This window comes from Providencia sp. PROV109 (assembly GCF_033681625.1).
GTDB lineage: Bacteria > Pseudomonadota > Gammaproteobacteria > Enterobacterales > Enterobacteriaceae > Providencia > Providencia hangzhouensis.
This window is the reverse complement of the sequence record NZ_CP096320.1, coordinates 1,101,799-1,125,066: the sequence shown is the minus strand read 5'-3', so window position 1 is coordinate 1,125,066 and position 23,268 is coordinate 1,101,799. Positions and strand designations below refer to the sequence as shown.

At 40.2% G+C, this 23,268-nt stretch carries 26 protein-coding genes; 11 read left to right on the top strand and 15 right to left on the bottom strand.

The window, feature by feature from the left end; translation table 11 throughout:
* Positions 1 to 6 precede the first annotated feature (6 nt).
* The 3 genes from M1F25_RS05115 (at position 7) to dolP (ending at position 1,679) form a co-directional block, all read left to right on the top strand.
* Complete coding sequence (locus M1F25_RS05115) at positions 7 to 387, top strand: YraN family protein (RefSeq protein ID WP_004258211.1); 381 nt, start codon at positions 7 to 9, stop codon at positions 385 to 387.
* A gap of 116 nt (positions 388 to 503) precedes the next feature.
* Positions 504 to 1,094, top strand: a complete 591-nt coding sequence (gene diaA / locus M1F25_RS05110; protein WP_004908326.1) for a DnaA initiator-associating protein DiaA — start codon at positions 504 to 506, stop codon at positions 1,092 to 1,094.
* A gap of 9 nt (positions 1,095 to 1,103) precedes the next feature.
* On the top strand, positions 1,104 to 1,679 hold the full coding sequence (dolP, locus tag M1F25_RS05105) for a division/outer membrane stress-associated lipid-binding lipoprotein (protein WP_004258215.1): 576 nt from the start codon (positions 1,104 to 1,106) through the stop codon (positions 1,677 to 1,679).
* A 63-nt stretch (positions 1,680 to 1,742) separates the two neighbouring features.
* Here dolP and mtgA read toward each other — a convergent pair whose 3' ends face one another.
* From mtgA to arcB, 3 genes are all read right to left on the bottom strand, one after another.
* Positions 1,743 to 2,465 carry a monofunctional biosynthetic peptidoglycan transglycosylase gene (gene mtgA / locus M1F25_RS05100; protein WP_094961521.1) on the bottom strand — a complete coding sequence of 241 codons (723 nt, stop codon included), beginning with the start codon at positions 2,463 to 2,465 and terminating at the stop codon, positions 1,743 to 1,745.
* 8 nt (positions 2,466 to 2,473) lie between these two features.
* A complete protein-coding gene (elbB, locus tag M1F25_RS05095; RefSeq protein ID WP_094961520.1) occupies positions 2,474 to 3,124 on the bottom strand; it encodes an isoprenoid biosynthesis glyoxalase ElbB in 651 nt (216 codons plus the stop codon).
* Positions 3,125 to 3,356: 232 nt separating this feature from the next.
* Entirely contained in the window at positions 3,357 to 5,702 is a 2,346-nt protein-coding gene (arcB, locus tag M1F25_RS05090; protein ID WP_004258220.1) for an aerobic respiration two-component sensor histidine kinase ArcB, read from the bottom strand.
* 300 nt (positions 5,703 to 6,002) lie between these two features.
* On the opposite strand from arcB, the gene M1F25_RS05085 reads away from it, so the two are divergent.
* Positions 6,003 to 7,409 (top strand): FAD-dependent oxidoreductase, encoded by a 1,407-nt coding sequence (locus M1F25_RS05085; RefSeq protein WP_181489390.1) that lies wholly within the window; start codon positions 6,003 to 6,005, stop codon positions 7,407 to 7,409.
* Positions 7,410 to 7,482: 73 nt separating this feature from the next.
* On the opposite strand, the gene sspB is transcribed toward M1F25_RS05085, so the two are convergent.
* From sspB to zapE, 5 genes are all read right to left on the bottom strand, one after another.
* The gene (gene sspB, locus M1F25_RS05080) at positions 7,483 to 7,974 is read right to left on the bottom strand and encodes a ClpXP protease specificity-enhancing factor (RefSeq protein WP_405127824.1); all 492 of its coding nucleotides are present in this window, start codon (positions 7,972 to 7,974) and stop codon (positions 7,483 to 7,485) included.
* 7 nt (positions 7,975 to 7,981) lie between these two features.
* A complete protein-coding gene (gene sspA / locus M1F25_RS05075; RefSeq protein ID WP_004258227.1) occupies positions 7,982 to 8,623 on the bottom strand; it encodes a stringent starvation protein SspA in 642 nt (213 codons plus the stop codon).
* A 545-nt stretch (positions 8,624 to 9,168) separates the two neighbouring features.
* Positions 9,169 to 9,561: a 30S ribosomal protein S9 gene (gene rpsI / locus M1F25_RS05070; protein WP_004258235.1), complete on the bottom strand. Its 393-nt coding sequence runs from the start codon at positions 9,559 to 9,561 to the stop codon at positions 9,169 to 9,171.
* Positions 9,562 to 9,575: 14 nt separating this feature from the next.
* The gene (rplM, locus tag M1F25_RS05065; protein ID WP_004258237.1) at positions 9,576 to 10,004 is read right to left on the bottom strand and encodes a 50S ribosomal protein L13; all 429 of its coding nucleotides are present in this window, start codon (positions 10,002 to 10,004) and stop codon (positions 9,576 to 9,578) included.
* A 307-nt stretch (positions 10,005 to 10,311) separates the two neighbouring features.
* Complete coding sequence (gene zapE / locus M1F25_RS05060; RefSeq protein WP_181489388.1) at positions 10,312 to 11,442, bottom strand: cell division protein ZapE; 1,131 nt, start codon at positions 11,440 to 11,442, stop codon at positions 10,312 to 10,314.
* A 346-nt stretch (positions 11,443 to 11,788) separates the two neighbouring features.
* Here zapE and zapG point away from each other — a divergent pair, with 346 nt between their 5' ends.
* From zapG to degS, 3 genes are all read left to right on the top strand, one after another.
* Positions 11,789 to 12,193, top strand: coding sequence for a Z-ring associated protein ZapG (zapG, locus tag M1F25_RS05055; protein WP_004908297.1), 405 nt, complete (start codon positions 11,789 to 11,791; stop codon positions 12,191 to 12,193).
* Between the two features lie 378 nt (positions 12,194 to 12,571).
* Complete coding sequence (locus M1F25_RS05050) at positions 12,572 to 13,966, top strand: Do family serine endopeptidase (RefSeq protein WP_036958026.1); 1,395 nt, start codon at positions 12,572 to 12,574, stop codon at positions 13,964 to 13,966.
* A gap of 115 nt (positions 13,967 to 14,081) precedes the next feature.
* Positions 14,082 to 15,146, top strand: coding sequence for an outer membrane-stress sensor serine endopeptidase DegS (gene degS, locus M1F25_RS05045; protein ID WP_181489386.1), 1,065 nt, complete (start codon positions 14,082 to 14,084; stop codon positions 15,144 to 15,146).
* A gap of 98 nt (positions 15,147 to 15,244) precedes the next feature.
* Here degS and murA read toward each other — a convergent pair whose 3' ends face one another.
* The 7 genes from murA to mlaF all read right to left on the bottom strand — a co-directional run bounded on the left by murA (position 15,245) and on the right by mlaF (position 20,093).
* On the bottom strand, positions 15,245 to 16,507 hold the full coding sequence (gene murA / locus M1F25_RS05040) for a UDP-N-acetylglucosamine 1-carboxyvinyltransferase (protein WP_096864408.1): 1,263 nt from the start codon (positions 16,505 to 16,507) through the stop codon (positions 15,245 to 15,247).
* Positions 16,508 to 16,559: 52 nt separating this feature from the next.
* On the bottom strand, positions 16,560 to 16,814 hold the full coding sequence (ibaG, locus tag M1F25_RS05035) for a BolA family iron metabolism protein IbaG (RefSeq protein ID WP_004258269.1): 255 nt from the start codon (positions 16,812 to 16,814) through the stop codon (positions 16,560 to 16,562).
* A gap of 222 nt (positions 16,815 to 17,036) precedes the next feature.
* The gene (mlaB, locus tag M1F25_RS05030; protein ID WP_094961515.1) at positions 17,037 to 17,327 is read right to left on the bottom strand and encodes a lipid asymmetry maintenance protein MlaB; all 291 of its coding nucleotides are present in this window, start codon (positions 17,325 to 17,327) and stop codon (positions 17,037 to 17,039) included.
* A 1-nt stretch (position 17,328) separates the two neighbouring features.
* Positions 17,329 to 17,958: a phospholipid-binding protein MlaC gene (gene mlaC / locus M1F25_RS05025; RefSeq protein WP_094961514.1), complete on the bottom strand. Its 630-nt coding sequence runs from the start codon at positions 17,956 to 17,958 to the stop codon at positions 17,329 to 17,331.
* A 35-nt stretch (positions 17,959 to 17,993) separates the two neighbouring features.
* Positions 17,994 to 18,497, bottom strand: a complete 504-nt coding sequence (mlaD, locus tag M1F25_RS05020) for an outer membrane lipid asymmetry maintenance protein MlaD (protein ID WP_004258272.1) — start codon at positions 18,495 to 18,497, stop codon at positions 17,994 to 17,996.
* 3 nt (positions 18,498 to 18,500) lie between these two features.
* Positions 18,501 to 19,283 (bottom strand): lipid asymmetry maintenance ABC transporter permease subunit MlaE, encoded by a 783-nt coding sequence (gene mlaE / locus M1F25_RS05015; RefSeq protein WP_004258277.1) that lies wholly within the window; start codon positions 19,281 to 19,283, stop codon positions 18,501 to 18,503.
* A gap of 6 nt (positions 19,284 to 19,289) precedes the next feature.
* On the bottom strand, positions 19,290 to 20,093 hold the full coding sequence (gene mlaF, locus M1F25_RS05010; RefSeq protein ID WP_004258281.1) for a phospholipid ABC transporter ATP-binding protein MlaF: 804 nt from the start codon (positions 20,091 to 20,093) through the stop codon (positions 19,290 to 19,292).
* Positions 20,094 to 20,569: 476 nt separating this feature from the next.
* Between mlaF and kdsD the strand changes: the two genes are divergently transcribed.
* From kdsD to lptA, 4 genes are read left to right on the top strand one after another with little or no spacing between them, the layout of a single operon-like run.
* Positions 20,570 to 21,538, top strand: coding sequence for an arabinose-5-phosphate isomerase KdsD (gene kdsD, locus M1F25_RS05005; protein WP_036958027.1), 969 nt, complete (start codon positions 20,570 to 20,572; stop codon positions 21,536 to 21,538).
* Positions 21,539 to 21,552: 14 nt separating this feature from the next.
* Positions 21,553 to 22,113, top strand: coding sequence for a 3-deoxy-manno-octulosonate-8-phosphatase KdsC (gene kdsC, locus M1F25_RS05000; RefSeq protein WP_004258291.1), 561 nt, complete (start codon positions 21,553 to 21,555; stop codon positions 22,111 to 22,113).
* A 16-nt stretch (positions 22,114 to 22,129) separates the two neighbouring features.
* Positions 22,130 to 22,705 (top strand): LPS export ABC transporter periplasmic protein LptC, encoded by a 576-nt coding sequence (gene lptC, locus M1F25_RS04995; protein ID WP_004258294.1) that lies wholly within the window; start codon positions 22,130 to 22,132, stop codon positions 22,703 to 22,705.
* 1 nt (position 22,706) lies between these two features.
* A complete protein-coding gene (lptA, locus tag M1F25_RS04990) occupies positions 22,707 to 23,267 on the top strand; it encodes a lipopolysaccharide ABC transporter substrate-binding protein LptA (RefSeq protein ID WP_004908264.1) in 561 nt (186 codons plus the stop codon).
* Position 23,268 lies beyond the last annotated feature (1 nt).

Here is a 23,268-nt window from a genome sequence, read left to right as displayed (position 1 = left end):
GACGTCATGAAAATTATGCCAAAAGCCATACAATGGTTAACAGGCCGGTACTATGAAAATCAAGTGCTCGCATTCCTGAAACAGCAGGGATTAACATTTGTTGAACGTAATGCAAGGAACCGAGGCGGAGAAATCGACCTCATCATGCGAGATAATACAGGTTGGGTATTTGTTGAAGTTCGGTTTCGCAAGAATTGTGATTACGGAGATGCACTTTTATCAGTAAACTGGCACAAACGTCGAAAACTATTAGCTGCTGCCAAATATTGGCTCTCACAAAGGCAAGAAAGTTTTGAAACCAGTGCATGCCGTTTTGATATCTGCGCCATCACGGGAAACCAATTTGACTGGATACAAAATGCATTCAACGAAAATGATATTTATTAACAAATGATATAATCAGTTTTATACGCTGATCATGCAGTCAACAAAGCTATAATTCAAATATAATGGCAATATACAAAAATAATTTGAATTATATCGAGGCGACAAAGGAAAAACTCGTGCTAGACCGAATAAAAGTTTGCTTCACTGAAAGTATACAAACTCAAATAGCAGCTGCTGAAGCGCTGCCTGATGCCATTTCAAGAGCCGCGATGATGATGGTTCAATCTCTACTCAATGGCAACAAAATTTTATGTTGTGGTAATGGTGCTTCTGCCGCTACTGCACAACGTTTTGCTGCAAGTATGATCCATCGCTTTGAAACCGAACGCCCTAGCTTACCCGCTTTAGCACTTAATACAGATAATGCAGTGTTAACTGCGATTTCGGGTAGTAAGCAGCCTTCTGAAATTTATGCGAAACAAGTTAGAGCATTAGGTCAACATGGTGATGTTTTGATGGCAATTTCAACCCATGGTAATAGTAGCGATATCATTAAGGCAGTTGAAGCAGCCGTAACTAGAGACATGACAATTGTCGCCCTAACAGGTTATGACGGAGGGGAACTCGCAGGTTTACTTGGCCCCCAAGATGTTGAAATTCGTATTCCATCCCAACGAAGTGTTCGAATTCAAGAAGTTCACCTTCTTACTGTAAATTGTCTATGTGACCTCATAGATAATACTCTTTTCCCACATCAGGACGATTAAGGAGATAAAATGCGATTAATTCCGGTTTTTGCCATAGTCATTAGTACTATTCTATTACAAGGTTGTATTGGTGCTGCTGTAGTCGGTTCCGCTGCTGTTGCAACAAAAAGCGCAACTGACCCTCGTACAGTTGGTCAACAAGTTGACGATGGCACCTTAGAAGCTCGAGTTAGTGGGCAACTGAACAAAGATAAAGAAATTACGGGCAAGGCTCGTATCATTGCAACCGCTTATAAAGGAAATGTTCTGCTAACAGGCCAAAGCCCTGATATGGCTTGGGCTGAACGAGCAAAACAAATAGCCTCTAACGTTGATGGCACCATCGCAGTTTATAATGAAGTCCGTAGTGGTGAGCCTGTTGATTTAGGTACAGCCTCAAAAGATACTTGGTTAACAACCAAAGTTAAATCTAAAATCCTCGCGAGTGATAGCGTTAAATCTGGTAGTGTGAAAGTCATTACTGAAAACGGTGAGGTTTTCTTGCTAGGTGTATTAACAAGGCAAGAAGGAGATGCAGCGGCGAAAATCGCTAGTGAAACAGATGGTGTTCGTCGAGTAACGACTGCTTTCACTTATCTTAATTAATCATAAACAATAATATATTGTTATAAAAACAAAAGCCGTGGGTTAAAAACCATGGCTTTTTTCTTATTCGTTCATCAACTGGTTTATTTTCAGATAATTCTTACCTCCCAATAAGTGCATTTGGTTCAAGATCCAAGCTTGCCTTTTGAGCACATAAGAAGATGGGTTTTTTACACTATATCTATGAGGATTAGGCAAAACCGCAGCTAATAGTGCAGCCTCACTCATTGAAAGCTTGCTAGCAGGCTTATTAAAGAATTTATTTGCAGCCTCTTCGACCCCAAAAACACCATCACCAAACTCTACTATATTAAGATAAACGGTCAGTATTCTTTTCTTTGACCATAAAAGCTCCATAACAGGAGTCATTACTGTCTCTAAGCCTTTTCTTAACCAACTTCTTCCATCCCATAACCACACATTTTTTACTGTCTGCTGTGAGATAGTTGAAGCCCCTCTAATTGTTTGTTTATTACTCAAATTATGTTTGTAAGCTCGCTCAATTGCATCAAGGTCGAACCCCCAATGATGAGGAAAATTTTGATCTTCCGCTGCAATTACTGCTAAATAGATATACGGAGAAATGTGATTTTCATCTACCCATTCAGAATGAGACACATAAGAAAAATTTAAGTTTATCCATGCACTAACTTGCCGTTCAATCATCACTGCAGAAAAAGGCACTGGTATGTATTTAAATAAAATGACTGAACAAATCCACACCACAAGTAATGAAAATGTGATCTTCTTTAACCAGTGCCATAATCTAGAAACAATAGTTCGCATTCAAATAATCACGCCATTTCCAATACTTTCTTAACAAGCTTATTAATACCCGTATTTGCTTCAGAAATTGATTGAGCTAGCATATAAGCAGGTGTTGTAACAACTCGGTTAACTTCATCAATTACAATATCATCAACAGCACATTTAATATGTTTCCCCCCCATAATTTCTATTTGAGCAATCGTTTCACTATCATCTCCAATAGTTAGTTCTACTGATGTATTTAACATTTTAGGAAGCATCACTGGAGCAATACACATCAGCCCTAGCGGCTTTTTCTGTTGGTGCATTTGGCGTACTAAACTTAATAGTTCTTTATTAATTTCACACTCACTTCCTTTAACTGCGAAATCACATAAATTTTTTGCCGCCCCAAAACCACCAGGAATAATGAGGGCATCTAGCTTTGAAGCATCAGCTGACGATAAAGGTGATATTTTCCCACGTGTAATACGTGAAGATTCCTCCATTTGGTTACGCTTTTCTGTTTTCAATTCTCCATTTATATGATTTATAACAGTAGGTTGTAACTCATTAGGCGCAAAAAAATGAACTTCAGCATTATATTGACTCAAAGCTAGCATAGTTAGCACTGACTCATGAATCTCGCTTCCGTCAAAAACACCGCAGCCACTTAAAATAACCGCAATTGATTTCATATCTTCCTCCATTTGTAGTAAATTATCTCTCAGGCGCTAAGGTGCATAAACATCAATCTTCATCACAGATTTTAATGAATCTTGTAACAGATTCGCTAAATTTTGGTATCTTGATGTTGCCCTTTACAGTGATATACCTAATTTTATGATTTGCAAAAAACAAAAAGCATATGCAAATCAACGATTTCCCTGGTGTTGGCGCAGTATTCGCGCACCCCAACTTCGGTTGGGGTTATTTTTTTGTACGCTCATCAACCCAGTTTCTCAAAGTTTCTATATCTGCTTTCCAATCCTGTTTTAATTCATCGACCCATTCTTGCACATTGTCCCACCATGCAGGTAAATCAGGAGATTGAATCTGTTGTGCAATTTTCTGTAAGTTCTTTAAGCCAACAGAACCTGCTGCGCCTTTGATTTTATGAGCCTCCTCAACAATCCCTTTTTGGTCTTTAGCCACCATATTTGAATCAAGAATAGCTAAGTAACCCGGCAGCATTTTTTCAAAGACATCTAGGCCATCATAAATAAGCTTAGGGCCAACTAACTCAATATACTGTTCTAGCATATCGCAATCGAGCCTAGATTCATCAACACTCGAAGTCTCATGCTCACCCGATATTTCTTCAGGTTGAGTAGATTGTTCCCCCCAAAATTGCTCAATAATTTGGGTCAATGCTGGAACTGATAATGGTTTACTCAATACCCCATCCATACCTGCATCAAAGTATTCTTTTTTATCTTTAAGAACATTTGCCGTTAAAGCAATCAATGGTGGTAAGTCTTGCTTATCATACTGCTGTTTGAGTTGCCGAGAGATATCTAGGCCTGTCATATCAGGTAATTGGATATCCAATAAAACTAAATCATATTCTCCAGGGGCAAACATCTCGAGAGCATCTTTCCCATTCATTGCTACATCAACCGTATTTCCTAAATTTTCTAATACAGAACAAGCAACAACAACATTCAGTTCAATATCTTCTACGAGTAAAATATGTAATGCAGGCAATGGGTAATCGTCTTCACTATCTTGCTGTTCAATAACATGACTTTCAACAACAGGCGCTGTGATAGATAAAGTAAAAGTGGAGCCTTGTCCTATTTCACTTTCAACTTGTATATCGCCTCCCATATTTTGTGCTAAGCGACGAGATACAGAAAGCCCAATACCCGTTCCAGTTGCAGGTTTACCTCCAGCAGAATCTGTTACTTGGTAATACATTGCAAAGATTTTATCTAATTCGCCCTTAGGTATACCTATGCCACTATCCTGAACCCTGAAAAACAGTTTATTTTCAGCTTCTTGCCAAATACTAAGCTTCACTTCACCTTTTTGCGTGAACTTAACTGCGTTACCAATTAAATTCCACAATATTTGCCGCAAACGAGTCCCATCAGTTAACACCGTTTTCGGTAATGCAGGGGCAACATCCATGACAAATTTAAGCCCTTTTGGCTGTACCAATAATCCACTTAAATTCTCTAAATCATTCACAAATTCAGATAATGTGATGGGCTGGTTATCTAACTGAACTTTACGGCGTTCAATTTTATCCATCTCAATAATATCATTGAATATATTACCTAACGTAACGGCACTTACATGAATAGTTTTTAAATAGCTAGATTGTTCCGAAGTTAAATCTGTATCTAATAAAATTCGGCTCAAACCAACAATGCCGTTAAGGGGGGTACGAAGCTCGTGGCTGATTGTAGAAATAAAGGTGGTTTTCTCCCTACTCGCGCTCTCTAACGCCTCCTGATAGCGTTTACGCTCCGTTATATCGCGCCCAAAGCCCATCAGACCATGGCGTTTACCAACGCGATCATAAAAAGGCACTTTACGAAGTTCAAAACAGGCTTTACGACCATCTGGATATACCAACCATTGTTCATAAGTGAGAGAAACATTATGACGAAATACTTTTTCATCGGTTTCCATAACCTTAGAGGCAATTTCAACATCATAAATATCTAATGGAGTTAACCCAACTAAGTGTTTTTCACTTTTTCCAGTCAATAGTTCCATTGCCCGGTTACACCCCGAAAACTCATTATTTTCGTTGCGGTAATAAACTAAATCAGGTGAGGCATCGAGGAATGAACGAAGTAAAACAGATTGCTGCTCAAGTTCAATTTGCGTCTGCTCACGGTACTTCATTTCTTGTTTTAATTGTTCCAGAAGTTCTAAATGAGCACGCTCTGCTTTTTCTCGCTCTAGAATTTCAAGGTTAAGCTGTTCAATATTTCCCTGTAACTGAGTGTTTAAATCAGCATCACGTTTTCGCATAACTTCAAGTTTATCAACCATTCGCGATAAACGCTGCCGAGACTCTTCAAGCTGCTCAACCACCACCGATAAAAAGTAAACAGCTAATGGGGTAATAATTAACCCAAAGAAAATTGACCCCACCATATCGAGGCTATCAACATGCCCTCTTAAAACAATTGTCACTGCCATTTGCATTATCATGGCGAGAACAACGAGTGCAGATGCGAGTAACAGAGAAAATCGCACCAGCCCGAGCTTCATCATTAAATCGACATAGTATTGCGCAAGGCCGCGAAGTACTTTCATAACCACCCCTTAGTTAAATTCTCTTTGAATCATATATCAAACAAGGCAGTTTCGGATGATTATTCACTCGAAATGTCGATCCTGCTCATTCAATAGCCATTTTTTACTATTAATGATAAAAAACAATCAGGTATTTTCTTTGTGTTAGATAAAGTAAAAATTTATTTTGGGTGTTTTTTAATCAAAATCACATAAAAATCAAAACAATAACGCTACTGTTTCTTGTGGAAGGCCGCTAAAATCAAAGTAAAAGCCCAAGCTATCTCAAGTAAAATCAGACAAAATTCAGTAAGGAATGCCATGAGTTCAAATATTTTCGGTCCCCAACGTTGCGAGCCCCCTAAAAAAGCGCTGGAAATCCGTAAAATAGCGTTTACTGAAATCTATGCGCCCGATAATGCCGTCGATGCACAACAGCAAGCGAGCCGCTGTCTATCTTGTGGTAGCCCATTTTGTGAATGGAGGTGCCCACTACATAATCCAATATCAAAGTGGCTCAGGCTTGCTGCTGAAGGAAAAATTATCGAAGCTGCTGAATTATCTCATCATACCAATAGTTTACCTGAAATTTGTGGGCGTGTTTGCCCACAAGAAAAACTGTGCGAATTAGCATGTGTACTTAATGATACAACTGGTTCTATCACTATCGGTCATATTGAGCGGTATATTAATGATACTGCTTTTGCGATGGGGTGGCGCCCAAACCTTTCCCATATTAGCCCCGTTAACAAACGTGTCGCCATTGTTGGCGCAGGCCCGGCGGGTCTTTCTTGCGCCGATGTGCTTATTCGTAATGGTGTAAATGTCGTCGTTTTTGATAAGCACCCTGAAATAGGTGGGCTACTAACCTTTGGTATTCCGTCATTTAAGCTAGAAAAGAAGCTAATGGTCCAAAGACGGGAAATATTTACAGAAATGGGTATTCAGTTTCAATTGAATACTGAAGTAGGGACAGATATCTCTCTAAACGAGCTTCTTTCCAATTATGACGCTATTTTTATTGGTACTGGTACTTACCAAGCAATTCGAGGTAACTTACCTAAAAAAGCGATTCAGGGCGTTTTTGAAGCACTTCCCTATCTAATCGCAAATACACGCCATTTAATGCAACTTTCCAACCCTAATGGCGAACCCTATATTAATTTACACGCAAAAAGAGTCATCGTATTAGGTGGTGGAGATACTGCAATGGATTGCGTACGTACCGCTATTCGTCAAGGAGCGAAGCAGGTTAGCTGTTTCTATCGTAGAGATGAACAAAGTATGCCAGCCTCACGAAAAGAAGTCGCTAATGCATTAGATGAAGGAGCCCAGTTCCATTTTAATATGCAAGTCACAGAATTTGTGATTAATGAGCAGCAGAAACTTATGGGAGTTTATGCCGCTCGTACGCAAAATGGCGAATTAGAAAATGGTCGTTATCAAGTAGAACTAATTAAAGATTCAACTTTTTTTATCGAAGCCGATGCCATAATTGTGGCTTATGGATTTATTCCTCATAACCAAATTTGGTTAGATAAACCGTTAATCCAGCGCGATAAATATGGTCATATTATAGCAAACCGTAACAGTCCCTTTCCTTATCAAACCTCCCATGAAAAAGTGTTTGCCGGCGGGGATACAATAAGAGGCTCAGATCTTGTTGTGACTGCTATTGCTGATGGGCGCAATGCTGCTGAAGGGATTTTATTATTTTTAGGGGTTTAATGATTTATTTATATAAAAAACAGAGGGTTTATTCCCCTCTGTTCATTCATTAACTGCTAACCCGGCTAATGGATTATTTGACAACCCTTAACGAAGGCCGACCTTTTGGTGGTCGTGGTGGTTCATCCCCTGATGGCTCATGCGAATTTTCATCCACAGATTCAGTTTCATGAACTAAAGAAATGTTGTCTTCAAGCTCTTCGGCCTGTTCAAAACCTGCTGATAACTCTGCATCATAAGCAGCTTCAGGCTCAAACATCATTCCAGCCCCATTTTCACGTGCATATACCGCCATAATTGCGGCCATTGGGACATAAACTTGGCGAGGTATCCCACCAAAGCGAGCATTAAAACGCACTTCTTCGTTGGTTATTTCAAAATTACCAACAGCTCTTGGCGCAACATTCAATACAATTTGCCCATCTCGAGCAAATTCCATCGGAACGTTAACCGCTGGAACGGTGACATCAACCACCAAATGCGGAGTCATATCGTTATCAAGCAACCACTCATAGTGGGCACGTAACAAATAAGGGCGACGTGGTGACATTGCTGTCATTTCCATCATTCTTTTAGCCTCTTGTAGACAAACGCATTTCGCGCTCAGATTCAGTCAACGATGCTAAGAATGCGTCACGTGCAAACACACGTTGCATATATAATTGCAGATATTTGCTGCTAGATGGGTTCAATTCAATACCGAGTACAGGTAAACGCCATAGCAATGGAGCCAAATAGCAATCTACGAGACTAAACTCTTCACTCATGAAGAATTCCATTTCAGCAAAAACAGGAGAAACCGCAATCAGTTCTTCAGAGAGTTGGCGACGAGCGTTTGCTGCCTCTTGCGCACTACCATTCTCTATTTTGCTCATTAATGAATACCAATCATTTTGAATGCGGTGCATCAATTGACGGCTAGTCCCACGTGCAACTGGATAAACAGGCATTAATGGCGGATGAGGAAAACGCTCATCAAGGTATTCCATGATAATGTGTGGGTCATACAGAGTCAGGTCACGATCAACTAATGTTGGAACGCTTTGGTATGGGTTGAGATCAATCAGATCTTGAGGCAGATGACCGGGTTCGACATGTTCAATTTCAACACTTACCCCTTTTTCAGCCAAAACAATCCGTACCTGATGGCTAAAAATGTCAGTAGGGCCAGAGAACAATGTCATTACCGAACGTTTATTAGGAGCGACAGCCATTAAAACCTCCAAAATACAAAATGGACGAAATGTAATTAATTTTTAATTACCCATTACCCATTTTAAAATCCCCTGTGTTTAACTCTCATTTATCCATACTGAAAGTCAACACAACCCTCCCGCACAGTAAAGGCGAGAAATGTGAAATAAAAAAACAGGGGCATATTCTAACAGATTTTGTACAACTTAGGGGGAACACACCGAAAAAATCACAGATTTATTTCATTCTTAGGTTCAAAAAGATAAAAATTCAGAGTTTTTTAATGAAAAAGCAAAGATAAATAGAATAAAAAACCTAAAGTAAACTCTAGGGTTCGGGCTATATTTAGTAGAATTATCCCAATATTGTTCCACTAATAATTATTTTTGATTTTAGACTAAATTATTATTTTTCTCTTTTATTATATTCATTCTTTTATAAAGAATCATAATTAGACACAGCTATTCTAGCATCAATAATAAAAATGTAAGTAAAACAATAGGCAATAAAAAACCCGCCATTAAGACGGGTTTTTTCATCAATTTTATACCCAAAGGGTAATAAATTAACGTTTGGAGAACTGTGGACGACGACGTGCTTTGCGCAGACCCACTTTTTTACGTTCAACAGAACGCGCATCACGGGTAACGAAACCAGCTTTACGCAGATCAGAACGAAGAGTCTCATCATAAGCCATCAGTGCACGAGTAATACCGTGACGGATTGCGCCTGCCTGACCTGAAATACCACCACCTTTAACAGTGATGTACAGATCCAATTTTTCCAACATTTCAACCAACTCTAACGGCTGACGAACGACCATGCGCGCAGTTTCGCGACCAAAGTATTGTTCCAGTGTACGTTGATTGATTGTGATGTTACCGCTACCCGGCTTAATAAAGACACGAGCAGATGAGCTTTTGCGGCGACCAGTGCCGTAGTATTGATTTTCAGCCATTGCTATAATCCCGATTAAATGTCAAGAACTTGCGGTTGTTGAGCCGCGTGGTTGTGCTCATTACCTGCGTAAACTTTCAGTTTACGGTACATTGCACGACCCAGAGGTCCTTTTGGCAACATGCCTTTAACCGCGATTTCAAGCACACGCTCAGGACTGCGAGCAATCATTTCTTCGAAAGTTGCTTGCTTGATTCCACCTACATGGCCAGTGTGGCGATAGTAGATTTTGTCTTCGCGTTTATTGCCGGTAACAGCAATTTTTTCTGCATTCAGAACGATGATGTAATCACCAGTATCCACGTGCGGAGTATATTCCGCTTTATGCTTACCGCGCAGACGGCTAGCAATTTCAGTTGCAAGACGGCCTAAAGTTTTGCCATCTGCATCAACAACGTACCAGTCGCGTTTTACGGTCTCTGGTTTAGCTGTAAAAGTTTTCATTAAAACTTACCCAATATTGAAGTTACACGTTGGTGAACACTCATGTTCATAAGCTTTCTGAGGTTCACACGACTCTTTGTCCAGTAAACCTACCCCTTCGAGCAGCCTAACTGGCATTAATGCGTTATTTTTTGGGAAATAAAAAACAACGCTGTAACGTGGGGTCGCAAGATTATAGAGAAGTCAGAAACAAAAATCGACCCCAAATGCATTTTTTTTACGTTTGCTCAAATAAACATCGTATACTGTACTTAAATCATGCAATTCAGGTAACTTGTTCGCTAACAACCCTGCTTTGTCGTTTACCTTAAGTTAAATGAGGTATTTTCAGGTACTCTTCACTTTGCATTTCTTGCAATCGAGACAAGCAGCGTTGGTACTCAAAAACCAAAAGTTGCCCTTGATACAGCGACTCCATTGGCACTTCAGCATTAATGACTAATTTAACTTTTCGTTCGTAAAACTCATCAATTAACGCTAAAAAACGACGTGCTGGATTTTCATCTGTTATTCCCATCACGGGGACATTGTACAGCAACACAGTGTGGTAGCAATTTGATAGGTAAATGTAGTCATTTTGGCTACGAGGCTCTTCACACAGAACTTTAAACTCGATTGCTAGCACCCCTTCCGCAGCATGAATGGCTTGCATCTTACGATGATTAACCTCTAAAACGGGATTTTGCTCCCCTTGCTTACCCGCCAATTTAACGAAAACCTCATCTAAATGCTGACGATTTTGAGAATTAATTGGGGATAAAAAAAGATGCGCTTGAGTTAAAGTTCTTAAGCGGTAATCAATACCTGCATCGACATTCATTACATCACAGTATTTTTTAATTTGCTCAATAGCAGGTAAGAAACGAGCTCGCTGCAAACCGTTACGATAAAGATTATCAGGGATGATATTTGAGGTAGCCACCAGTGTGATACCTCGAGCAAATAGCCCTTCGAGTAAAGTGCCAAGGATCATAGCGTCGGTAATATCTGACACAAAAAATTCATCAAAACACAACACATCTGTTTGTTTTTTAAACTCATCCGCAATAATATCCAGCGGGTTCTCTTGCCCTTGTAATGCCATTAAATCTTCTTGTACTTTCTTCATAAAGCGATGAAAATGTAAGCGAAGTTTACGGTTACCCGGTAAACTTTCGTAAAACATATCCATCAGCCATGTTTTTCCACGCCCTACTCCGCCCCACATATATAGCCCTTTTACTGGGGTAATTGGTGCTGTCGATGCTTTACCAAGAAGGCGGCTAAAGCGTTGCTTTAAACCTGAGGGCTTATCTTGTAAAGTGGAAGAAGTTGTATTCACAAGCTGCTGATATATTTTATCTAAGCGTTCTACAGCGAGCTTTTGTACGTCATCTGGCTGGTAGTTTCCATCAGCCAGCGCTTGTTGATAACGCATTGTAGGGGTCATCGGCGACATTAACTGAATAATCCTTAAAAATTTTTCGGTTTTTTTACCGTTATTTGATATACACTGCCTTTATTATAACCAGATTCAGTTATCATTTAACTTTCGGTTAACGAGCCGCTATAGAGTAAGGAAATTCGATTTAAGATTCCACTCTTAATAAGTTGTTGACTAATTTAACCTACCTACTCAGGGCTTGTAGATTTTGTCATCACTTAACTAGCCAAATTACAATATGTTAAGACGCTTTACTTGACGCTTACATGCAACTTGAATTATTTAAGGTATAGTAACGGTAACAACATTTAATTTCTGCGAACATTGAATCTGTGAACATTGAAGTAATGAAGGAGTCAGCATGACCTGGGAGTATGCATTAATCGGATTGATTGTGGGTTTTATCATCGGTGCATTAGTTGTGCGCTATGGCAACCCAAAGCTTCGCCAACAAAAAACAGCGCAAGCTGAGCTAGACAAAAAAAGTACTGAACTCGAAGAGTACCGTAAAGAGCTTGTTAGCCATTTTGCTCGTAGCGCAGAATTATTGGATAAAATGGCGCGCGATTACCGCCAGCTTTACCAACACATGGCACAAAGTTCATCTGAATTAATGCCTGATATGCCAGCACAAGACAACCCATTTAACTATCGTTTAACCGAATCTGAAGCAGATAACGACCAAGCGCCTGTTAAAATGCCACCAAGAGATTACTCAGATGGTGCTTCGGGTCTTTTCCGTCCTATTGAAGAGAAAGAAAAGTAAATTTTTATCTTTTATCACCAGTAAGCAATGCTTACTGGTGATTTCCTATAAAACCTACTAAATTTTATCACTTTCCGTGTGTCTTCCATTATTAAATTTTTAGTTAATAATTCTGAACAAGATTTCCATCCAAATATAATTTAATAATTTATTTATCTACTGTATAGAAGTTAAAGTTTCACTTAAGGTACATGTAAATAGATGTAAAAGAGTGGATATTCGCTACCCGTCATGGGAACTTTTGCGCATAATCGGTGGTCATAGTCATCAGTAAAATTGAATCTGATACCAACCAATATTATCTCAACGCATTGTGTTTCTTCTAAAACTGCATTCACAGTGAGTTGATAACTTATTCTTGAAAGAATCGACTGAATTATGAAAAGAAAAAACTTTTTTCTTACCGCAGTAGCAATGAGTTTAGGCTTATCTTTAGCGGCTATTCCTGCGGTTAGTAGCGCAGCATTACCTGCCACTTTACCGGCAACAGCACAAAGCCAGAACATGCCTAGCTTAGCTCCAATGCTTGAAAAAGTATTGCCAGCTGTAGTGAATATTCATGTGTCTGGTACTCGCGTACAGAACCAACAAATTCCAGAAGAGCTTAAATTCTTTTTTGGCCCGAATATACCACAACAGCAACAAAGCGTACGTCCATTTGAAGGCTTAGGTTCTGGTGTCATTATTGACGCTCAGCAAGGTTATATTTTAACCAACAACCATGTAATTGATGGCGCCGACAAAATACAAATTCAATTAAACGATGGCCGTGAAATTGCCGTTAACTTAATTGGGAAAGACCCACAAACCGATATCGCGTTATTGAAAATAAGCAATGCAAAAGATATCAAAAACTTAACTGCTGTTAGTATTGCAGACTCTGACAAATTGCGTGTAGGTGATTTTGCGGTTGCAGTCGGGAACCCATTTGGTTTAGGGCAAACAGCAACATCTGGCATTATCTCAGCATTAGGTCGTAGCGGCTTAAACCTTGAAGGCCTAGAAAACTTTATCCAAACCGATGCTTCCATTAACCGTGGTAACTCTGGTGGTGCTCTCGTTAACCTAAACGGTGAATTAATCGGTATTAACACCGCGATTTTGGCACCTGGCGGCGGTAATATCGGTATCGGTTTCGCGATCCCAAGTAATATGGCTAAAAACCTTAGCGAGCAGTTAATTAAGCATGGTGAAGTAAAACGCGGGATCTTAGGTATCAAAGGTACTGAAATGAACTCCGATATCGCTAAAGCATTCAATATTGATGCACAGCGTGGCGCTTTCGTGAGCGAAGTTTTACCTAAATCATCCGCAGCTAAAGCAGGCATTAAATCCGGTGACGTTTTAGTCTCTGTTGATGGTAAACGTATTAATAGCTTCGCAGAGTTAAGAGCTAAAATCGGTACTAGCCAAATTGGTAAAGAAATTACTATTGGCTTGATTCGCTCAGGTAAACCAATGGAAGTCAAAGTGGTTCTTGAGAACGATGAAGGCTCAACAACTAAAGCTGAAAAGTTGAGCGAATCCTTATTAGGTGCAACGATTTCTAATGCAACCGTTAGCAATACTAAAGGTGTACAAGTTGATAGCGTGGCACCAAAATCGCCAGCTGCCGCCATTGGCCTCGTAAAAGGCGATTTAATCTTTGGTGTTAATGACGCTCGAGTTGAGACTATTGAACAATTCCGTAAGATTATTGATGCTAAACCTCCTGTATTAGCAATGAAAGTATTACGTGACGGTGAAACCTTATATTTACTGATGAAAAATTAATTCATCAAAAACCATCTGAAAATCAACAAAACAGGTACAGTATCACTCTGCTGTACCTGTTTTTTTATGTTATGCTCTGAACATGTTTAAGCAATAACTAAATATTCTATATCCTATGGTGAAGAAGCTAACCTTATCTGTCATGCTTGGCCTGTTGACTGCATTGATTATTATCGTTGCGGTTCCTTCGTTGCGCCCTCAAGGTTTAGCCGACTTATTATATGGTAAAACAAATAGCGAGCCCATCAGTTATAATAAAGCAGTACGCCGTGCTGCGCCTGCAGTAGTCTATGTTTACAGTAGCTCAAAAGGTAGTTTTTCCCAGTCAGGGCGTGAATTAAAATCCCTCGGTTCGGGTGTGATCATGAGCCCAAATGGCTACATTATCACGAATAAACACGTCGTTGATAACCCAGACCAAATCTTAGTCGCTTTACAAGATGGTGCTATTTTTGATGCCTTACTGGTTGGCTCGGATCCATTGACTGATCTCGCCGTATTGAAAATTGACGCTGATAACCTACCCGTTATTCCAATTAATACGCAACGGGTCACTCATGTTGGTGATGTCGTACTCGCTATTGGTAACCCATATAACATAGGCCAAACCGTTACTCAGGGGATTATCAGTGCAACGGGTCGCGTAGGGTTAAGCTCTACCCGTCGGCAAAATTTCCTGCAAACCGATGCCTCAATCAACTCGGGTAACTCTGGCGGGGCATTAATTAATACCGAGGGGGAGTTAGTTGGCATTAACACACTTTCTTTCACAGCAGGCCAAGGCATTAGTTCTGAGGGGTTAAGCTTTGCCATTCCAACCGCCCTTGCCACTAAAATCATGGATAAGCTAATCCGTGATGGCCGAGTGATCCGTGGTTATATTGGTATTACGGCGCGTGAACTGCCTCAAATTAGGTCAAATAACAATAATATTAACCAAATACAAGGCTTGCGGGTTTTCCAAGTTGCCCCAAATGGGCCAGCAGCTAAAGCGGGCATACTACAAGGGGATATTATTTTATCGGTTGATGGCAAACCTGCTATTTCAGCCGCAGAAACCATGGATTTAGTCGCAGAAATCCGCCCTGGAAGCAAGACCGCAGTGCAAATCTTACGAGATGGCGAAATTAAAAATATTGATGTGATTATTGAAGAAATTCCTGATGAGCAGGCAGGATAATCATTGATAAATACTCTTTCGTAAAAAAAGGTTGCTCGATATCGAACAACCTTTTTTGATTCGCTGAATGGAGGAGCCCCATTCACCCTACCAATGCATTAATCATCTGAATGTACGCGCTGAATATCAGCACCTAAACCACGTAGCTTATCTTCGATGTGCTCATAACCACGGTCAATATGATAAATACGGTCAACTGTCGTTGTCCCTTCAGCAATGCAGCCCGCAATAACTAAACTTGCAGATGCTCGTAAATCTGTTGCCATTACCTGCGCACTAGTTAATTTTTCAACACCGTGACATAACACAGTATTGCTTTCAATTTCAGCATGAGCTCCCATACGGATCAGCTCTGGGATATGCATAAAACGATTCTCAAAAATCGTTTCAGTGATCATCCCCGCCCCATCAGCAACAAGATTAAGTAAGCTAAACTGTGCTTGCATATCAGTTGGGAACCCTGGGTGTGGTGCTGTACGTAATGTCACCGCTTTTGGACGCTTGCCTTCCATATCTAGGCTAATCCAGTCACCACCGATTTCAATTTTAGCCCCAGCTTCACGCAATTTAGCTAGCACCGCATCCAGTGTATCTGGGCGAGCATTACGGCAGATGACTTTACCGCGTGAAACCGCAGCAGCAATCAAGAATGTTCCCGTTTCAATACGGTCAGGCAGTACTTTATAAACTCCACCACCTAAACGTTCAACACCTTCAATTACAATGCGGTCAGTCCCTGCCCCAGTAATTTTTGCACCTAGGGTATTTAGGAAGTTAGCGGTATCTTCAATTTCAGGTTCACGTGCCGCATTTTCAATTATTGTGGTTCCTTCAGCTAAGGTTGCCGCTGTCATAATAGAGACTGTCGCCCCCACACTGACTTTATCCATCACAATGCAAGCACCTTTTAAGCGACCATCAACCGTTGCTTTCACATAACCATCTTCTAAAGCAATCTTTGCGCCTAATTGCTCTAAACCAGAAATATGTAAATCAACAGGGCGAGCACCGATAGCACAACCACCTGGTAAAGAGACTTCACCATGACCAAAACGGGCAACCAATGGCGCTAAAGCCCAAATGGATGCACGCATGGTTTTAACGAGGTCATAAGGCGCGCAGTATGTCGTTACCGTGCTTGCATCGACATATACTGAGCCATTGCGTTTTACTTTAGTACCAAGTTGATTTAATAATTTAATCGTTGTGTCAATATCCCTCAAATGAGGGACATTCTGTATTTCTACTGGCTCTTCAGCCAACAGAGCAGCGAACAGAATTGGTAATGCCGCATTTTTTGCGCCAGATATCGTGACCTCACCCTCTAAGCGGGTTGGTCCTTTAACTAAAAACTTATCCATTCAAGTATTCTCGTATGTCGAATTTTACAGTCTGTTCGCTTAGGCTTTGAAATCAAAGGCCACTAAGTTTACGATCGCGCTCCCATTGCGCAGGGGTGTACGCTTTAATAGACAAAGCATGAATGCGGTTATCCGCAATATACTCCATTAAAGGTGCATAAATTGCTTGCTGTTGCTTAACACGGCTCATGCCGTCAAACATGTCACCGACAGCAATAACCTGAAAGTGGCTACCATCACCAGTAACAATAGCCTCATTCAGAGACAATTTTTCCATCAATACTTGCTTAATTTCGTTGGTATCCATAATGACTCAATTTATTAATTATTTGTGATTTATAATTTTACTCTAAATAGTGCAAATTGCATGCGTTGCATACAGAAACATCGCAATAAGAACAGCCAGAGCTTAATCCTCTATCCTAAAGGATTAGGCTTAACACTTAAACCAAAGAAAACGCCTCTCGTGCCGAAAAGCACATAGAGGCGCTCATTTTTACATAACTTGACCCAATTTAGGATATTTAACCTAATTGAGAATAACCTCTTGAACCCCGTATAGCTCAATCAATGTCTTCAAGTTATCACTGACACCAGTAATATTCAGTGAACGGTTTTTAGCTTGGAATTCACCTTTTAAGCGAACGAGCATCGCCAACCCTGTTGAGTCCACATGTTTAAGACCAGAAACATCTATACTTTCAGTATGTTCTAGCGATGACTCTTTTCTATTCCAAAACGACATAAGCGAATCACGGTCTAATGTCCCGTTGAAATATAGCGTTGTTTCAATGAGTTCCCATGCTAACAACTGACTCATATTACTTATTCTCTTCTAAAGTAATAGGTGCTTTTGCACTGATTTCTAACTGTTTTGTTAAGCCATCAACACCTTGCTTACGTAAAATATCACCCCATTCATTTTGCTTAGTTGTGATCATACTCACACCTTCTGCAATCATGTCGTAAGCTTGCCAGTAGCCAGTTTTACTATTTTTACGCCATTGGAAATCTAAACGTACGGGAGGGCGGCCGTTGGTATCAACAATAGTCACACGAATAGCAACAATGTTTTTATCTCCCAACGGTTGCTCTGGTGCTATTTGATACGTTTGACCATGGTACATGGCCAATGCTTGACCATAAACTTGCTCAAGGTAATCTTCAAACGCTTTGAAATAAGCCTCACGCTGTACTGGAGTTGCCCCTTTATAATAGGTTCCTAACACCAAAGCCCCTGCATATTTAACTTGTACATAAGGTAATAATTCCTCACGAACAATTGTTCTAAGGTACTCAGGGTCTTGCTTAATTTTAGGTTGCTCTGATTTCAAGCGGTTAAACGTTTTCGCCGCCGCTTCATCCATTAATTTATAAGGGTTGGTTTGGTCTACTGCCATGGCAAATGGCGCAATTGCCAACATAGCAACCATCATTAAACGTTTAAACATAATTCATTCCTTTATTCTTCAAAGGGAGCATCAAATTACTGTGCAGTTGACTCTGGCTCTGCACCTTGGCTATCACCACTTTTATATAAAAACTGGCCAATTAAGTCTTCTAATACCATAGCTGGCTTAGTATCTTCAAGACGCCCGCCATTTTTTAAGATTGCTATACCTAATTCTTCATCATCTGGGCCGATATTCATTGCAATATACTGTTCACCCAACAAACCTGACGTGCGAATTGACAGCGAGCTTGAATCAGGAATATTGTCGTATTCGCTCAATAAATCAATTTTAACTTCAGGAACATAATTCTTTTTATCTAGTGTGATACTGGCAACTCGGCCAACCACCACACCACCAACTTTAATTGGTGAGCCTTCTTTTAAGCCACCAATATTTTCAAAAGAGGCTGAGATTTGATAGGTGGATTGGCTTCCTATCGATTTTAAATCAGCGACTTTTAAACATAAAAAGATAATTGCGGCAATCGCCAGCAACATAAAACAACCAACCCATATTTCACTTTTTTTACTTTGCATGACTTAGTTCCCAAACATCAGTGCGGTAAGTACGAAATCCAGTCCTAAAACAGACAATGACGCATGCACAACTGTTCTTGTTGTAGCTTGGCTTATCCCCTCCGAAGTTGGGATGGCATCATAGCCATTAAATAATGCGATCCAAGTCACTGTGATAGCAAAGACTAAGCTTTTAATCACACAGTTGACTAAATCTAGCCGCCAATCGACGGAAGATTGCATTGAAGCCCAGAAAAAGCCCTCATCAATCCCCTTCCAGTCAACCCCAACTAGTGCGCCACCTAAAATACCGACAGCAACAAAAATAAGAGATAACAACGGCATACTAATAAAACCAGCCCAAAACCGTGGGGCTATCACACGCCTAAGCGGGTCCACTGCCATCATTTCAAGGCTAGAAATTTGTTCAGTCGCTTTCATTAAGCCAATTTCAGCTGTTAATGCAGAACCCGCTCGTCCAGCAAACAACAAGGCGGTCACAACAGGGCCTAATTCACGTAATAGTGAAAGTGCCACCATCATACCTAAGCTAGCTTCAGCACTAAACGTAGTGAGAACCAAATAACCTTGTAACCCTAAAACCATCCCAATAAATAACCCTGAGACAGCGATGATCAGCAATGACTGCACACCAATGGCGTACAATTGCTTCATCAATAATGGCCATTGTTTACGAAACTCTGGTTTGCCGAGTAAGGCGCGAAACAGCATGTAACCTGCTCGACCAAACGCGGAAAATATATCAATCCATCGGCGTCCGAAGGCTGCTATCGCCTTTATTATCATCTTATTTTACCCTAATAAATCAGCTAGATAATCATTGGCGGGAAAACGGAATGGAACAGGCCCATCCGCAATACCATCAAGAAATTGTCGCACACGAGGGTCTTGGTTTTCACGTAATTCCTCGCCTGTTCCCTGAGCAATGACGTGCTGCTGTGCAACAATATAAGCATTATCTGCGATGCTCAATACTTCTGGAACATCATGGGAAACCACGACACAGGTCACACCCAGTGCTTGATTAAGCTCATCAATCAATTTAACCAAAACCCCCATAGTAATCGGGTCTTGACCGACAAAAGGTTCATCAAACATGATTAAATCTGGGTCAAGTGCGATAGCACGCGCTAATGCAGCACGCCGTGCCATACCACCTGACAATTCGGATGGCATTAATTTTGCGGCGCCACGTAAACCAACCGCCTCTAATTTCATCATTACCGTAGTGTGAATCAGCGATTCTGGCAGATTCGTATGCTCACGTAGAGGGAAAGCCACATTATTGAATACGTTCATATCCGTAAATAGCGCCCCTGATTGAAACAGCATGCTCATCTTTTTACGGGACTGATATAGCTTTGAGCGTGACAGTGTTGGAATATTGTCACCATCAAACCAAATTTCACCTTCGTTTGGCCGTAATTGGCCTCCAATCAAGCGCAGTAATGTGGTTTTACCAATCCCTGACGGCCCCATAATTGCCGTAATTTTCCCACGAGGAACGGTCAGATTAATATTCTCAAATATTTTCCGATTTCCTCGAGTAAAGGACATGTTCCGTACTTCAATTAAGTTGTCTGTCTGTGCTTGCATGTTAAATAACTCGTTATACACCACGCGTAAATGTTTTTATCCGTTCAGATGTTACCGAAAGATAAACTGAAAATCGTCAAATATCACAACAAAATAGAATTTATAGTATTATAGCGTCGAAAATATGACTTTTAGAATTACAACTCTGTTTTTATCAAAAGGAAACAGAGAAAAAACAATATAATTTATTTATAGTCAGCAAAAACTATCACTATTAACAGCAGATAGCTCTTAGAATGTTGTGATTACCTAACTTGAGGATACGCGAATTTGCATATCTGTTTTTGGTTCAAGATGCTAATAAAACCATCTTGTACGTATTAAATTCTACATCGAAGCACCCTAAAATACTCATTAAGTATAAAACTAACATTAAAAAGTGCTTAACTGACAAAATACTTACTGATACTAAGTATTCGTTATACAATTTGATTTCGCTAATCCGATTAACTTAAAAGCTACGCATGGAACTAGAAATGTCAAACTTCGATTTTCAGAAAGTAGGTAAAGAAGTTCTCCATATCGAACACGAAGGTTTAAAAAACCTAGAACAATATATCAATACTGACTTTGACAACGCTTGCCAGCTTATTTTTAACTGTGAAGGCAAAGTCGTCGTAATGGGAATGGGGAAATCGGGGCATATTGGCCGTAAAATTGCCGCTACACTAGCAAGTACAGGAACGCCATCATTTTTTGTTCACCCAGGGGAAGCTAGCCACGGTGACCTTGGGATGATTACTCATAAAGATGTTGTGTTAGCTATTTCAAATTCTGGCGAGTCAGGGGAAATTTTAGCCTTACTTCCTGTTTTAAAAAGAATTAAAGTGCCTTTAATCTGTATGACTAACAACCCTGAAAGTAATATGGGAAAATATGCAGATGTCCACTTGTGTATCAAAGTACCTCAAGAAGCCTGTCCTTTGGGGCTAGCACCGACCACGAGTACAACAGCGACACTTGTAATGGGAGATGCATTAGCTATTGCCTTATTAACTGCACGCGGGTTCACGGCGAATGATTTTGCGCTTTCGCATCCAGGTGGCGCACTTGGGCGCAAACTTTTACTCCTCGTTCGTGATTTAATGAATACGGGTGATGAAATCCCCCATATTCCTAAAAGCGCGTCTTTACGTGAGGCTTTAGTGGAAATCACCCGTAAAAAACTGGGGATGACAGTCATTTGTGATGATGACATGAATATTGAAGGTATTTTCACTGATGGGGATTTACGCCGTATCTTTGATATGGGAATCGACCTAAATAACGCTAAGATTGCTGATTTAATGACCCCCGGTGGAATTCGGGTATCACCAACAATGTTAGCGGTTGAAGCACTAAATTTAATGCAATCTCGGCACGTGACTTCGTTATTAGTCGCAAATGATAATAAATTAGTCGGTGTGCTACATATGCATGATCTGCTACAAGCCGGTGTTGTATAACATAAGGAAATACCATGACGTCTACCTTTTTGGAAACCTGCTATGGCCCTGTTGCCAATACTGTTTTAAATAAAGCAGAAAAAATCAAATTACTGATCTGTGATGTTGATGGTGTCATGTCAGATGGCTTGGTCTATATGGGGAATAATGGCGAGGAACTCAAAGCTTTTAATGTCCGTGACGGCTATGGGATACGCTGCTTATTAACTTCCGGTATTGAAGTCGCCATCATAACAGGAAGAAAAGCGAAACTTCTTGAAGATAGGGCTCAAACATTAGGCATTACATATCTTTACCAAGGTCAAAGCGATAAGCTTTTGGCGTATTACGAACTGTTAGATACACTACAATTATCAGCTGAAGAAATAGCTTATATTGGAGACGATCTGATTGACTGGCCTGTTATGGCCAAAGTAGGCTTATCCGTCGCCGTCGCTGATGCCCATCCTTTGTTATTACCGAGAGCTGATTACGTGACTCGTATTGGTGGGGGAAAAGGTGCAGTCCGCGAACTTTGTGACCTTATTTTGCTTTCTCAAGACAAACTGGAAGAAGCAAAAGGTTTATCAATATAACGAATAGATTGAATTCATGAGCAATGCGAAGAAGTGGTTAATTGTTATTTTATCCTTAGTAGTATTAGGCCTTATCGGCTGGAATTTAGCGGGTAATGATTCCGACAGTGCAGAGGATAAAGTAATTAATGATGGGCAACCTAATTATCAAACTGATGATTCAGTGACTTTTGTCTATAATCCAACGGGTAATTTAGCGTATAAACTCGTTTCAGAGAAAATAGATAATTATACTGAAGGAAAAATCACGTGGTTTTCGAAACCAGTTCTAACCACTTATAACGAAGCTGGCGAGCCAACCTGGACGGTTAAGGCTTTCAAAGCACGGTTAACGAACGATAGAATTCTCTATTTATATAGCGATGTTCAGGTTGATAGCTTAACCAAAGAGTCGCAGATCCAACGAATTACAACTGAGAGTGCAGTTGTCAATTTGACAACACAAGACGTTTCATCTGATGATAAAGTGACCATTATTGGACATGGTCTCAATTCTACCGGTATGAAAATGAAGGGAAACCTTCGTACAAAAACTGCTGAATTAATCGAAGATGTAAAAACTCATTATGTGTTACAACCAGAAGAGCATTAAAATGAATCAAGTAACTAAGAAACGTTTTATTCAAGGAGCTGTTGCCAGTGCAATTTTGGCTCTTAGCCTACCTGCGATGGCATTAAAAAGTGATACGCAGCAGCCAATGACGATTAATTCGGTCAAACAATCTCTTGATTTAGAAAAAAACGTCACCACCTTTACTGATGATGTTGTTATTAAACAAGGTTCTATTGATATCAGAGCCAATAAAGTGGTTGTAACACGTCCAAGTAGTGACTCGGATAAAATTGTGATTGAGGCCTTTGGGACCCCGGTTACCTTTTACCAATTACAGGATGATGGTAAACCGATTAAAGGCCATGCCAGCAAAGCCCGTTATGAGGTTGATAAACAACTCGTCACATTAACAGGTAATGCCTATCTTGAGCAGTTAGACAGCAACATTCAGGGTGACAAAATTACCTATTTAGTTCCAACGCAACAAATGGAAGCGTTTAGTGATAAAGGTAAACGCGTCACCACCGTGATACTGCCGGCACAATTGCAAGAAAAAGGCCCTGCGGCAAATAAAAATTCATCAGCAAGTAAGAGTAAATAAC